Source organism: Pacificibacter sp. AS14, assembly GCF_038899935.1.
GTDB lineage: Bacteria > Pseudomonadota > Alphaproteobacteria > Rhodobacterales > Rhodobacteraceae > Celeribacter.
Map to the genome: position 1 here is coordinate 38769 of NZ_JBBMQI010000020.1, position 13737 is coordinate 52505.

General features: G+C 55.6%; 12 protein-coding genes and 2 pseudogenes. 3 read left to right on the forward strand and 11 right to left on the reverse strand.

Translation table 11 applies throughout. The annotated features are described in order from the left end of the window. Positions 1-17 precede the first annotated feature (17 nt). Positions 18-1079, reverse strand: a complete 1062-nt coding sequence (locus WNY38_RS15620) for a membrane dipeptidase (RefSeq protein WP_342858287.1) — start codon at positions 1077-1079, stop codon at positions 18-20. Positions 1080-1217: 138 nt separating this feature from the next. On the opposite strand from WNY38_RS15620, the gene WNY38_RS15625 reads away from it, so the two are divergent. Continuing rightward, entirely contained in the window at positions 1218-1505 is a 288-nt protein-coding gene (locus WNY38_RS15625) for a hypothetical protein (RefSeq protein ID WP_342858321.1), read from the forward strand. On the opposite strand, the pseudogene WNY38_RS15630 reads toward WNY38_RS15625, so the two are convergent. The 10 genes and pseudogenes from WNY38_RS15630 to WNY38_RS15675 all read right to left on the reverse strand — a co-directional run bounded on the left by WNY38_RS15630 (position 1445) and on the right by WNY38_RS15675 (position 11931). After that, a pseudogene (locus WNY38_RS15630) lies at positions 1445-2123 on the reverse strand (IS6 family transposase). The gene WNY38_RS15625 and the pseudogene WNY38_RS15630 overlap by 61 nt on opposite strands. Positions 2124-2243: 120 nt before the next feature. Next, on the reverse strand, positions 2244-2948 hold the full coding sequence (gene gph / locus WNY38_RS15635) for a phosphoglycolate phosphatase (RefSeq protein ID WP_342858288.1): 705 nt from the start codon (positions 2946-2948) through the stop codon (positions 2244-2246). Between the two features lie 197 nt (positions 2949-3145). Beyond that, positions 3146-4582 (reverse strand): alkaline phosphatase family protein, encoded by a 1437-nt coding sequence (locus tag WNY38_RS15640; RefSeq protein ID WP_342858289.1) that lies wholly within the window; start codon positions 4580-4582, stop codon positions 3146-3148. Next, positions 4579-5502, reverse strand: coding sequence for a sugar phosphate isomerase/epimerase family protein (locus WNY38_RS15645; RefSeq protein WP_342858290.1), 924 nt, complete (start codon positions 5500-5502; stop codon positions 4579-4581). The genes WNY38_RS15640 and WNY38_RS15645 overlap by 4 nt, the downstream gene beginning before the upstream one ends. After that, complete coding sequence (locus WNY38_RS15650) at positions 5499-6443, reverse strand: sugar phosphate isomerase/epimerase family protein (RefSeq protein ID WP_342858291.1); 945 nt, start codon at positions 6441-6443, stop codon at positions 5499-5501. Before WNY38_RS15650 ends, WNY38_RS15645 begins: the two co-directional genes overlap by 4 nt. Before the next feature lies 1 nt (position 6444). After that, positions 6445-7326: an ABC transporter permease gene (locus WNY38_RS15655; protein WP_342858292.1), complete on the reverse strand. Its 882-nt coding sequence runs from the start codon at positions 7324-7326 to the stop codon at positions 6445-6447. Further along, entirely contained in the window at positions 7323-8255 is a 933-nt protein-coding gene (locus tag WNY38_RS15660) for an ABC transporter permease (protein WP_342858293.1), read from the reverse strand. The genes WNY38_RS15655 and WNY38_RS15660 overlap by 4 nt, the downstream gene beginning before the upstream one ends. Then, a complete protein-coding gene (locus WNY38_RS15665) occupies positions 8255-9208 on the reverse strand; it encodes an oligopeptide/dipeptide ABC transporter ATP-binding protein (protein ID WP_342858294.1) in 954 nt (317 codons plus the stop codon). Before WNY38_RS15665 ends, WNY38_RS15660 begins: the two co-directional genes overlap by 1 nt. A gap of 99 nt (positions 9209-9307) precedes the next feature. Beyond that, entirely contained in the window at positions 9308-10309 is a 1002-nt protein-coding gene (locus WNY38_RS15670) for an ABC transporter ATP-binding protein (protein WP_342858295.1), read from the reverse strand. A 56-nt stretch (positions 10310-10365) separates the two neighbouring features. Beyond that, the gene (locus tag WNY38_RS15675) at positions 10366-11931 is read right to left on the reverse strand and encodes an ABC transporter substrate-binding protein (protein WP_342858296.1); all 1566 of its coding nucleotides are present in this window, start codon (positions 11929-11931) and stop codon (positions 10366-10368) included. Between the two features lie 260 nt (positions 11932-12191). On the opposite strand from WNY38_RS15675, the pseudogene WNY38_RS15680 reads away from it, so the two are divergent. Together WNY38_RS15680 and WNY38_RS15685 are read left to right on the forward strand one after the other, a co-directional pair. Continuing rightward, positions 12192-12784: pseudogene (locus WNY38_RS15680) on the forward strand (IS5 family transposase); the annotation flags it as partial. A 617-nt stretch (positions 12785-13401) separates the two neighbouring features. Continuing rightward, positions 13402-13635, forward strand: a complete 234-nt coding sequence (locus WNY38_RS15685; RefSeq protein ID WP_342858297.1) for a hypothetical protein — start codon at positions 13402-13404, stop codon at positions 13633-13635. The last annotated feature ends 102 nt before the right edge of the window (positions 13636-13737 follow it).

Below are 13737 nucleotides of genomic sequence, written 5' to 3' on the forward strand. Positions count from 1 at the left end.
GCGCGCAAATTGGAGGGTTATTCCCCCCATGTTATTTCGAGCACACGCAGCCAATTCTCGTGGCAAAGCATGGCGATCAAGGCATCATCGTAGCCGTGTTGCGCCATTGCCTGTCTTAGTTTGGGAAGCTCCGCACAGGAGGTTAACTCCTCCGGAACAACAGCCCCGTCATAGTCCGAGCCTAATCCGACCCGATCTTCCCCCAGATGCTCGATCAAATAATCGAGATGCCGCAGCATTTGTTCGAGCGGCACATCTGGTAACATGCGCCCGTCTTCCCGAAGGAAAGCGGCCGCGAAATTGAGCCCCACCATGCCATTGCTCTCACGTATGGCGGCAAGTTGTTTGTCGGTCAGGTTGCGGCTGTGTGGGCAAATCGCATGCGCATTTGAGTGCGTAGCCACCAGCGGCTTGGACGAATAGCGCGCAACGTCCCAGAACCCTGCTTCATTTAGATGCGACAAGTCCACCATAATTCCCAATGAGTCACAGCGCTTGATCAGCCTGACCCCGTGATCCGTCAGCCCCTCGCCAATATCAGGGTTACTTGGATAGCGGAACGGTACGCCATGGCCAAAGATTGTTGAACGACTCCAGACAGGTCCAAGGGAGCGAAGCCCCGCTTGATACAGAACCTCAAGCGTGTGCAGGTCGGCATCAATAGCCTCAGCCCCTTCGATATGGAAAACTGCGGCCATCTTGTCCGCAGCCATTGCGGCACGAATGTCGGCGGCTGTGCGGCAAACGACGAGCGCACCGCGTTTTTCAAGGTCAAACAGGATCGCGGCTTGGGCCATAACAACGGGAAACGCATCCTCCCAATCAATGAGGTCCGGAAGCGGTAGGTCATAAGGTGGCTGGGTCATTTGGTCGAATTTGTCTTCAAGATCAACGGGCGACGGAATATAGACCGCAAAAAATCCACCGGCAAAGCCACCCGCTTTGGCGGAAACCAAGTCAATGGCCCCGTCCCGCCCGTTCACGAAACTCTTATTCGCCGAAACGCCGCCTGCCCGGTGCAGTTTTGATAAAACATCATTGTGACCGTCAAAGACGGTTGGTGTGGTTTTATTGCTCATAGCGTGGTGTCCCCAAAGAACTCTCGGCTCCTTATGTTAGCTTTTCGCAAAGACTAAAAAAGGTATGATATTAATTCTTACTCTTATAATGTTATGCTAGGAAGCAATGGCGCACAAAGAAGCAATGGCGCACAAAACTTGGCACAGTCTGCCAGAATATCAAGCACTGCGCGCATTGATGGAAAGTGGAACCACCTCAAAAGCGGTACTCCGACTCGGGTTGCCGTTGAAGCTTTCTATGAAGCAGTTCTGCTGGCGCTTTCCAAGCGCGATGTCATGCCAATCGATACCGGTTTCCTGAACCCATTTGAGAGTGCTGTCAGACAAATTGGAACCAGTCTCTACCAGGCCAGTGAAGCTGTCCTTTATGCCGCGCAAAGACCGCGCCACTCAGCAAGTGCAGCGGTGCGGTTCATCTTGAAATGATCTCTTCGGGAAAGGCTGCGCTCCTGATTGAAGTGGTTAAAAACGGATGCATGGACGGAAACAAATTTCTGCAAACTTCGCATTCGACGAAAAGGTAAGTGAGAATTCTCGGCTCAATTATTTTCCAGCGCACAGTCTCCTGTTTGGCCACATTCCCGATAACTTTCATCGCGGCACCATATGAACGCAATTTGTCGGTCACGATGACTTCCGGTGATCCATACCGTTTCATCGCTTTCTTCATAAATTTAAGGGCTGCGACCTTATCCCGGCGCTTAGTGACAATGCTTTCCAGCACCTCACCTTCGTGATCAACCGCCCGCCATAGGTAATGCCGTTCACCGTTAATCTTTACAAAAGCCTCATCAAGATGCCATCGCCAGTTCGAATAACACCGCAGCCGATTAACATGCTTCCTGCGAATTTCAGCGGCACAAACATTGGGCCAAATTTGTTCCACCAAAACCGGATAGTTTCATGGCTTACATCGATGCCGCGTTCATGCAGAAGATCTTCAACATTCCGAAGCGACAGCGGAAATCTGACGTAAAGCATCACCGCAAGGCGGATTATCTCTGGGCTGGCTTTGAAGTAACGGAAAGGCGAACGTTTTATCATAATACAACGCTAGATCGCCACCCTACCCTTCACAACAGAGTTCCCTCTGACAGAGCCTATTACGGTCATCGCGGCTGGCTACCACGATGAAAAGAATGGAAGATTGTCCGAAAATGCTCCTCATGACCTGCGGGCGGTCGTGCTTTCAATCCGATTGCCAGACGCCTTTTCGCCTATTATCTGAACCAGTCCAGGCAGCTGAGAAAAGTCCGAGAATGCCGCTTGATGCTGTATTTCGTTGATCGAAGCGCGCCGATACCCTTCGGTAAACAACATGAACGGAACGTCCGCATGCTGCGCTGTTTCACTGTCGACCTCGCTATCGCCAACATAAATCGCCCTGCTTGCGCATGCTTGGTCAATTGCTGCGTGCAATGGTGCCGGGTCAGGCTTCCGGACGGTCAAGCTGTCTCCCCCGATTACAACAGCGAAATAAGAGTCCATATTCAGGTCGTGAAGTATTTGCTTGGCAATCGCCACGGGTTTGTTTGTACACACTGCGAGTCTGAACCCGTTTGCAGACAAATAATCTAATGTCGCACGCACATTGTCGAATGGTGTACTGAGAACGGCGGGCGCAGCCATGTAATGGCGCATAAAGCACTTTTCCAGAACGGCGTGACGCGCACGATCCTCGTGGTCCTCGTCAATCTCTTGCATTATTTTGGTGATCAGCGCAGGCACACCATTGCCGATGAAACTACGGATTTTGGCAATGCCAAGCGCCGAGTGCCCTGTTTCTGCAAGCATCTCAGATGCTGCTTTATGGACATCGGGCACGCTATCAATGAGCGTGCCGTCAAGATCAAATATGATTGCTGTCATCAGAAAGCCTTTCAGGGCATTTGCGCACGCTTGCCGATAAGCGCGCCATTTAGAGTTTTGCATTTCGCAATGCTGGATGCGGGCGCACAGGTGGCAAAGGCCTGTACGAAACTTGCCCAAGCCTCACGATCGAAAACAAGGGTTGGCGCATTAGACGTCTCCGAATGTTCTGGCGCCGACTCGTTATCGAGCCAGCGTCATTCAGTCACCCTCGCGCCGTTGTCCAGATAGACACGTCCGTCAACATTGTGCCGGCGCAACTCTTGCATGAATGGGCCACGACCATCGCGAAATACCTCAGGAACAACGTGGCTCGTGGCAGGTTCAAACAATGGCAGCGGATGACCAGCCGCAATCATTTTCGTATCGAGCAGGTCACAGACCGTTGGCGCGATATCGACAAGTCCAACAGGCATCGCGTCGAGACCCCGTCGCCCGTCTGGTGTGTTCACGATCAGGGTCGTGTTCATTTCATAACGGTTCAGCCCGCCATGCATCCCACAGCCCAATTCCACACCGGCCATCAATCCGCCGCTACCCGGCAGCCCCCAATGGTCAGCTTCCTCTGACGACCGCATCAGAAAGAACAGCTCTGGGGAGCGGTCATGCCCGTGCTGAACCAGAGACATAGGCAAGGTGCCGGGAAGGGCGTCAGCCATGTCATCCCGTGCAAAGACCATGCCAATGTCGTCCCGTGACATCAACCAGTCGCAGGCATCAGCGATCAGGCATTTGTCGCCGTCAAGGCTGCGCAGCTCACCCATATTGCCTTGGGTCAGCGCCAATCTGTGCTCTTTCCCTGGGTGGTGATGGGCTGGCAGACCATCGGCCAGCATTTCTGCGCAAATATCGCTGCGCTTGGTCATGGTGATTTGGCCATGATCCGACATTGCAATGACCGCCGTGCGCCCACCTCGCGATTGGACTGCGTCGAGCACATTGGCAAAAACTTTGTCTGCAGCGGCCATGACACGCCTCGCCTCGCCCGATCCAAGGCCAAACTTGTGCCACGTGGTGTCCGGTTCCGGCAACCACATCAGCGCAACATCCGGTCCGTCTTCGGCGAGGGCCATATCGATAAACACGCTTTCGGCATAGTCCAGCGTGGTGAATTTCGAAATCTTAGGGTCGGGAAGTGCCCCATGCAAGGCCACTGCGCGCTGCACGGCACCGGGCGTTTGCGTGCTGGCTTCACCATGTATCGAAAAGGTCCAGTGACCATGTGCTGCCACATCATGATTGACCAGATACGCCGCGCCTGCTGTCCCGCAATGCACGGCACCCATCCGCTTGCCCGCAGCGGCCAGCGCGTGACCAAGGCTTGCCATCGTGACGACCTGTCCCTGCGATGTTTTCAGCCGGGTGAGATGATCGAAGTTCGAGGTGTCGACGGGCATGCCCTGCATGACATGCGGCAAATGAAAGCTATTGTTGATAATGCCGTGCTGCGCCGGCCAGCCGCCTGTGGCAAACGATGTGGTGGCCACCCGTGTCATCGACGGAAAGACCGACCTCGCTTCACGAAACCACAGACTTTGCGAGGCGAAGGACTCCAGATGGGGCATGCGGCCTGCGATCATGTCTGGGCGCAGGGCGTCAAACACCACAATTACAACGCGGTCAACCTGTGTCATGCGCGGGCCTCGTTCACGGCATCGGCAAAGCTTTGAGCCGCCGCCAGCGTCTGCTGTTCGGCATGGGCGAGGAAATTGGACTTGAGTTCGATTACCACCCGCGTGCCTTCGCGGAGCTGCAGACTCGCCGCAAGCGCTGCGAAATCGGTTCGGCCAAACCCTTGAGGGGCGTGCATATCCCCGACACCAAAGAACTGTTGCTCGTTGCCCGACCCAGTGGGAAATGTCGCGGGCAGACCGGTTGAATCAGAAAAGTGGATATGCCCGATCCATGGGCCAAGTACCTTGCAAGCCTCGAGCATGTCAAAGCCCCAAAGCCCGGCACCCTGCTGTGCGTGGCTGATATCAAGACAGGCCATGACGGCAGGATGTTTCAACCGCTCAAGCTGATCCGCGAGGGCACGTGGGTCCAGAGAATAGGAGGTTTCCTGACCCGCAATCACACGCGGATTTGGCGAGATGTTCTCATAGGCGATCTGGACGCCAAGCTCTGCCGCCCGGTCGGCAACGGGCCCAAGCTGCTCAAGTTCGAACTGCAAAAGTTGGTCCTGCCGATTGACCCAATTCTGGGGGGACACCCGCCCTGGATGGAGGACCACTACGCCGGCTCCGATCTCTGCCGCAAGCTCCATCGACACGGTTGCTGCTCGCGCCATGATGTCGGCGTGGGTCTCATCCATCAGATTGATAGCAATGGGTGCGTGCATCGAATAGTTCAGGTCATGCGTGCTGATGATCTTGCGCAAACCCGCCACCCGATCAAGGATCAAACGGCAGTCCACGACGGCATCCAGTCCGACAGCGGTGATTTCAGCGCCCGTACAGCCGATCTCAACCATATGGGCAAGGCGAGTTGCGACGCGACCAAGGTCGCCATCGGCGATGCCGGTGTTGAAGCCTGTTGAAACGATATGGGTCATACGGATTGTTCCCAGGGGTTGACCAGCGGCGCGCCGTCAAGATGCGCGGCGACGTTGCGGGCTGATTGCAAGACGCCCTCTGCATAGGCGTTGTAACGCCCGTTCAATTCGATCATGCCAAAGGTGCCTTGACGAAACTGCATCCTGGGCAAAAGCTCGGCCCAAGGGATCGCACCCCAAAATATGGGCGCATGCATATCACCTTGTCCCATGACGGCCGCGTCGCCGCTATCGCCAATACCGGCTCCACCGCTGGGGTCGCCGAAATTATCGTGCAGATGAAGATGCCAGACCTGCGGGCTGAGCGTTGCGCAAGCGTCGATGAAATCAAAGCCAAGCATCGAGGACGAAAGGAAGGCATGCCCAAAATCAAGACAGGCCCCGACACGCGGGTGATCGACGGCAGCAAGCTGCGTGGCCAGAGCACGCGGATCGGCGCCATAGATGATACGATCCGCGTTCAACGGGCTAGCGATCAGGTTCTCGACGGCAATGTTGACACCAGCCTTTTCGGCCAGGTCCCCCAGCCGACGAAGCTGGTTCTGTTCCTCAGCAAGCAAAACATCGCGCTGAACCACCCATTCCTGCGCCGACACATGACCCGAATGCAGGACCATCGAGGCGCAACCAGTTATCCGGCAGAACTCGATCGAGGCTTCCGCTGCAGCCTTATGCATGTCGCGCCGCGCGCGATCCATCAGATTGATTCCATGCGGAGCATGCAGCACAGGCGCCATGCCGTGCTGATCGATAATGCCGGCCAAACGGCGCACCGCGGGCATGTTAAGTTGCCCTCCAACAATGATATCAAGCCGGCGTGCGCTGATCTCGACATGGGAACAGCCGATCTCGGCCCAGCGGGCCATCAGGTTCGCGGCGCCGTTAAGGTCTCCGGGTGTAATGGACGTCAGATTCAGGCCGCAGCCTGCAACTATGGGCATGTCAGTTCTCCAATGAAGGGTCAAGTTTAGAGCGTAGCCAGTCGCCAAGGATCGACATGGACAGCGTTATGAGGAAGATCATGACGCCGGGGACCACCGCCAGCCACCACGCACTGATCAGGTAGTCGCGACCTTCGCCCAGCATCTGGCCAAGAGATGTCATGGGCGGGCGGATACCAAGCCCCAGAAAACTGAGCGAAGTTTCGAACAGGATTGTCGACGGGAAATTCACGGTAAGCTGCACAAGCAGCGGACCAGAAATATTGGGCAAGATATGGCGCAAGTAGATCCAGCGAGGTCGTGCGCCCAATCCACGCACCGCCAGTGCATAGCCCTGTTCTCGTGCCGAGAGAACCAAGCCACGCGTGATACGCGCGTAGGTTTCCCAGCCATAAAGGGCCATGATGGCAATGAACATCACCATCGAATTGCCAAGAAATGCCAGCACTGCGAGCGCGACGATGAACCAGGGCATCGCGGCTTGAAAATCCACCAATCCCATGATGGCCTCGTCCCACAACCGTCCCTTGTGCGCCGCTAAAAATCCCAGCGTGATGCCAAGAATAGCCCCCAGACATGTCCCCAGAAGCGCAAGTAGCATCGAGGTTTGCGCCCCGACAAGCAGTCGCGAGAAAAGGTCGCGCCCAAGGGTGTCGGTGCCCGCCGGATGCATCAACGTGCTGCCTTGTAGCGGTACGGGTGGGGAAATGCGGTTCATGAGGTCGATGTGGTCAAACGCGTAGGGCTGAATGATCTGTGCAAACAGCATCACAAACAGCATCAGAACCATGAAGGATGCAGCCAAAGTGACCGTCAGGGGCGTTTCGGAAAACCAACGGATTAAGGCATGGCATCGGCGCCGAACGAGCGTTGTATCAGTCATCGTGAACCTGCCTTCGCGCCGACACGCACGCGTGGATCAAGCCAGCCATAGGTAAGATCTGTCAGCATGTTGGCCACAACCATGGTTATGGCCAAAAGGATCATAATGCATTGCACCACGGCCAGATCACGCGATGCCACGGCACTGGTCAACAGCCTGCCCAGACCGGGCCAAGCAAATACTGTCTCGGTGATGACCGCACCGCCGAGCAATTCACCAACCTTTAAACCAAGGATCGTGATCACAGGAATGGCGGCGTTGGGCAGCGCATGCAAGTTCACACGGCGCGCTGTACCGGCCCCTTTGGACTGCGCGGTCCGCATGTAGGATTTGTTCAGCACATCGATCATCGACGACCGGGTGTAACGGGCGAATTGCGCGGCAAAGCTGATGCCAAGCGTAGAAGCGGGCATGATCAGGTGCCTCCACGTCCCAGACCCGGAGGAGGGCAGGACACGCAGGTTCAGCGAAAAAATCAGGATAAGCAGGATACCAAGAAAGAAGTTCGGCATGGAGAAGCCAAACACCGACGCAGCCATCACGGCGCGGTCAATCCAGCTGTCGCGGTAAAGCGCTGCGACGATGCCAAGCGGAATGCCGATCACCAACGAGATCACCAGCGACGTTCCCGTCAGAAGGGCCGTTTTGGGAACGCGGTCCCAAACCAGTTGGAAGGCGTCCTGATTGTTGCGGAAGGAAATCCCGAAATCGCCTTGCAGCAAAGCGCCAAGGTAGTTCAAATACTGAACGAATATCGGTTTATCCAAGCCCCAAAGCTGCCGGTAGAATGTGCGCGTCGCCTCGTCGATGTCATCGGGCAATAGCATGTAGGTCGGGTCACCAGACAGGCGCAGGACGAAGAAGACAAACGTGACCACGAGCAAGAGCGTAATGACCGCGCGCAGTGATTTCGTCAGGAACCAGAACATCAGACAGTCTCCTTGATTAAATGGCAGGCTACGCGGCGGTCACCAAAATCACGCAAGGCTGGAGGTTCTACGGTACATCGCGCGGTGGCCAACGGACATCGCGGATGAAAGCTGCAACCTGATGGTGGATCGGCTGGGTTGGGCGGAGCACCAATTTCGATCCGGGTCGTGCGCCGCAGCGATGGGTCCGGCTTTGGGACGGCATCAATCAGGATGCGCGTGTATGGATGTAAAGGGTTAGCAAAGAGCGCGGCGCGCGGCGCCTCTTCTACGATGCGGCCCAGATACATGACGGCCACACGGGTCGAGATCTGACGCACCACGCCCAGATCATGACTGACGAACAGGTAAGTGAGACCGCGATCCCGCTGTAAATCCATCAGCAGGTTGACGATCTGCGCTTGTATCGACACGTCAAGCGCCGAGACCGGTTCGTCCAGCACAAGAAGCTCGGGATCGAGAACCAAGGCGCGGGCAATCACCACGCGTTGCAACTGCCCTCCGGACAGCTCGTGCGGATAGCGATCCGCCAAAGCGCTAAAAAGACCAACCGACACAAGAATGCGCTCTACGGCGTCAAGTGGAAGATTATGAATGTGTAGTGGTTCTTCGATCTGGTCCCTTACGCGAAGCCGCGGATCAAGCGCGCCCCCCGCGTCTTGATAGACCAATTGCATACTCCGCCGCAGCGCGCGCCATTGCGTGTCCGGCAGGTTTAGGGTCGGCTGTCCGTTGAGGGTGACACAGCCCCCATCGGCATCAAGCAGGCCCAACAGAACTCGGGCGAGCGTGGACTTCCCGCAACCGGACTCTCCGACAATGCCAAGCGTCGTGCCTTTCTCCAGTTTCAGTGACACACCATCAAGTGCCCGGAACTTGTGCGGCTTGCGAAACAGTCCCCGACTGCTTTGTTCGTAAGATCTCACCAGATCTGTGGCTTCAAGATAGCTCAACGTATTCTCCTTGGCGCTTTGATGCGGCGCGATCTGCCATCGCGAGAGGTTTGAAAGAGAAGTGGGCACTCTGGGCCCTGGCGCGGCACAAGACGGCAATCATGCCATGATCTTCTCGTTCTCGTAGCGGTTCACCGTTTGATTTACAGGCAGTGGGACAGGGTTGTGACAGGCCACGTTGCCCCGAAGTTCGGGATCCGAGGTGCGACAAGCCTCTGAGGCGCGGTTGCACCTTGCCGCGAAGGCACATCCCGCGGGCGGAAGCGCATCAATCGCAGGCACGGTGCCTTCGATCGTCGCCATGCGCCCCCCGGCGGGTGCAAGATGAGGCAAGGCTTTTAGCAGCCCGTTCGCATAGGGGTGTCGCGGCGCGGCAAAAAGATCAGACACCTTGGCGGTCTCGACCACGCGGCCTGCATACATGACGGCTACGTGGTCCGCACTTTGCGCCACCAGCCCAAGATCATGCGTTACGAAAAGTACTGCCATGCCAAGGCTGTCGCGCAGATCAGCGATCAGATCGATGATCTGCGCCTGCACGGTCACGTCAAGCGCGGTGGTCGCCTCGTCGGCGACAAGCAGTCTGGGATTGCCAGCCACAGCCAGTGCGATCATCGCACGCTGGTTCATGCCGCCGGAAAACTGGTGTGGAAATTCCTTTGCGCGGAGCTCCGGATTGGGCAGACCGACACGTCCCAGCAGGCGTACGGCTTCGCGACCCGCCTCAGCGCGCGTCGCCCCTTGGCGCAGGCGCACGGCTTCCGCCACCTGCCACCCGATGCTGCGCACAGGGTTGAGACCTCCTGTTGCGTCCTGAAAGACGCTAGCAACATGACGGCGGCGCAGTTTCGCCGCCTCTGCTGTGGGGAGTGCTGCAAGGTCCGCTCCGTCCAGAACCACGCGACCGGCGCTGACGCATCCGCGCCTGGGCAGAAGGCCCGCAATAGCAAGGCAGGTCATGGATTTACCGCAACCAGATTCGCCGACAAGCGCCAGCGTTTGACCCGCTTCAACCGCAAAAGACACACCGCGCACCGGGAGCACAGGACTGCCTTTTTTTCGGTCAATGGTTACTTCCAATGATGTGATACGTAAAACCATGACGCCTCTCGGAAATAAGTTGGGCGCCCCCCGAACGAGGGCCGCCCTGATACGCCTTATTCGGCGAATTTTAGGTTGTAAGGGCGCAGATCCATGTAATAGAGGCCATATGGCTGCCAAGTTACACCATCGCGCACAGCGTAGGTTTCCAGCGGGTTGTACAACATCGTACCCGGCGTTTCGTCCATCCAGATGTCCAACGCCTCGCGATAGGCCGCTTTGCGCTTTTCCCAATCAGTTTCGGTGATGATGACATTTTGCGCGTCATTGAAGGCCTCGGGGGCATCCCATGACCGGGCGTCGTCTTGTTGATTGTTCTGCACGTCGGAAAACTCACCCCATTGTGGCACAAAGCTGCCCAAGGGGTCGGGGATGCGGTGGGTGTTCGACCAAGGGCGAATGTTCACCTGAGCATCCGCATCGGTGACTTGACCCCAATTTTCGACCGGCTCAAGCTTGACGTTGAGACCAACGGACTGCCACATTTGCTGCATCGCCTGGGCGGCTTCGGTTGACAGCAGGTAATAGTTGAGCGGGAATTTATAGACGATTTCTTCGCCATCGTATCCTGCTTCGGCCAACAGATCTTTTGCCTTTTCGGGGTTGAATTCGAAATCGGGGTAATCTTCGATATACATCTCGTATGACGGCAATTGGTGACCGTTTGGAGTGTAATTCTTGTCCGCCCAAAGCGCGCGGCGCAACAAATCACGGTCGATCGACATTGCCAGAGCCTGGCGCACGCGCTTGTCTTCCAACGGTCCGTTCGGGTAGAAAACCAACATATGCGTATTGTCCAAAACGATCTGTTCAACTTTCAGGTCGTCATACCGTTCGATTGTCGGAATTTGATCCGGCGGGATATTGACAGAGATATCATATTCGCCTGACACTAACCCCGCGATCCGCGCCGACACTTCGGGAACCTGCACAAAGGTCACGGTTTTGGCTGTGGGTTTGCCGCCGAAATAATCATCGTGGCTTGACAAGCGGATGTATTCGCCTTCGACCCATTCGTCCATTTTGTAGGGGCCAGTACCGACCGGATTGCGGGCAAAAGCATCTTTGCCTTCGCGCAGATAGGTCTTATTCTCAACAATCCAAAACGCATAGCCCGCCAGGCGCTGTTCCAACAGCACGTCGGGCTCTTTTGAAACGACGCGGACTGTGTATTTGTCGACAGGAACGACGTGGCTGATGCTGTCCATGAACCGCTTGGCGGTACCGATCAACGGGTCATAGCCGCGCCCGCGCCCGGCAACAAAGCTGAACGCCACATCGTCCGAGGTCAGTTCAGACCCGTCATGAAACTTTACGCCTTCGCGCAGCTTCAATTCCAGTGTGCGATCGTCGATGCGGGTCCAGCTTTCAGCAAGACCCGGCACCAATTTCGACGCGGTGCCCGACCCATCGGCCAGAAAATCACGGCGGATCAGGCTGTCAAACATCGAATAAGTGATGCGCACGGCAACATTGCCCATTTCCTCGATCCCTTCGAGGCTTCCAGGCAGATTGTTGACCGCGATGACCAAATCCGGTCGGCTGTCGTCCTGAGCTACAGCAGGCACTGCGATCAACGTGATCGAAGCAACAGCAATAACTTTGAATATGCGTCTTAGCATTGTAGAAATACTCCTGTGGTTTTAAGTTTGGCAAAGGACGCTATCTTCTCGCTGAGAAGGGATATTTGAAATTGTGTCCTGAAGCCGAGGGGACTGTAGGCAGCACAGCATGTGATGGTCGGAACGGTCATTAATAATCATCCGGATGTTTTGTCCAAGGTTCATCTATGCCCGCCGGATGGCATGCACGTGACAAGCTAATTTACCTTTTGTAAAAACCGCAGCAGAGACTTCTATGTGTTCAGACACGTTAATGATCAAAAGCAAGAGGACGAGCGCGAGTTGATGACAGGCGGATTTTGAGTGGTATTATTTTAATAAATATCAATGGGCTAAGATGGCGTGATGCGCCTGCGGCTTATGGCCATCCCAAGACACTATACAATAGGTGGAAGCGTTGGAGTGATATGGGTGTTTTCACCAACATTATGGCTGGCTTAGTTTCTGAGGCACCTGACAACACGACAATCTCAATTGATGCGACCTACCTCAAGGCTCACCGTACGGCTTCGAGCCTACGGTTGAAAAAGGGGGGGCTGCTCGCCTAATCGGGCTCACAAAAGGTGGAATGAACACCAAATTTCATACAATCACTGACACCAAAGGTCGCCCAATTCATTTCATTATAACCGCAGGTCAAGTGAGCTATTATACTGGCGCGGCCGCCCTATTGGGTAATCTTCCCGCTGCAAACTGGCTGCGGGCAGATCGTGGCCATGATGCTAATTGGTTTCGGAATGCCCTGATAAAAAAGGGAACACAGCCCTGCATCCCGGGCAGAAAGTCCCGTAAAAAGGTCATCAAGTGTGACAAGCGCCGGTATAAAAGGCGCAACAGGATCGAACGTATGTTTGAAAGCTGAAAGACTGAGCACCGCGCTGAGGCCGCTGATGTGGTTCAATCCATGGTCGAGAAGATCGTTCTGACACCGGACGCAGGTGAAAACCGTTTGGTTTCTGATCTTCACGGCAACTTGGCGGGCATTCTTGGGATGGCCACCAAAGACAAAGCCAATTCACGACTGACGGATTCTGAGATTCGCGCACAGAAAGCGGTAATTAAGGGGTTTAAAACGAACAAAAGCATCCGGGAGGATGCTCAAACCTCGACTTGCGTTTTTTGTCGACGCATTATCCGCTGGTCAAAAAACTAATACTAGCGCCGCGGAGCGGTTTGCTTCGTACCGCAGCGTAGTCGTGATCGGCATCACAGTCCGCCCGTCGATCAAGATTGGGCGATCGGATCACGGTCACCAGAGATGCTGCGATGCCGGCCTACATTGTAGACGTTCGCTGCAGTTGTTGAATTGCTGCTCCATTGAACTCACCTGCCCTAAGGTCCGGTAAGCGTAATTTTTTAACATTCAGACTTACCGGTTCAATACACAACCAAGGTCTGGCGCGCGCAGGGCCCGGTACAGGCCGTCCTTGCGTGCCATACCGGGAAAGGTATTATTCACATAAATCGAAAATGGGAAAACAATACGATCACGCAGCACTCAAGAAGTTGATCACTCCTTTGCGCGGCTTCAAATCCCTGTCTTTGGCAAAGGCGGCCCTGCGCGGGATTGAAGCAATACGGACCAACAAGCATGGGCATGTGCACGGCAAACCACCCGCTGTCACAGGCGAAATCCGTTTTGTCGAAAGCCTCTTCAATCTAGTCGCATCATCGCAGCCGCCGCCACGTGAAATCTCGCGGTGATCAAATTAATGCGACAGTCTCTGACTCTCCGAGATCAACCCGATGCCTTGGCTGACGGCATTCTCAATCACTGTTTATGACAGCAATTGTCGCAGACCCGCT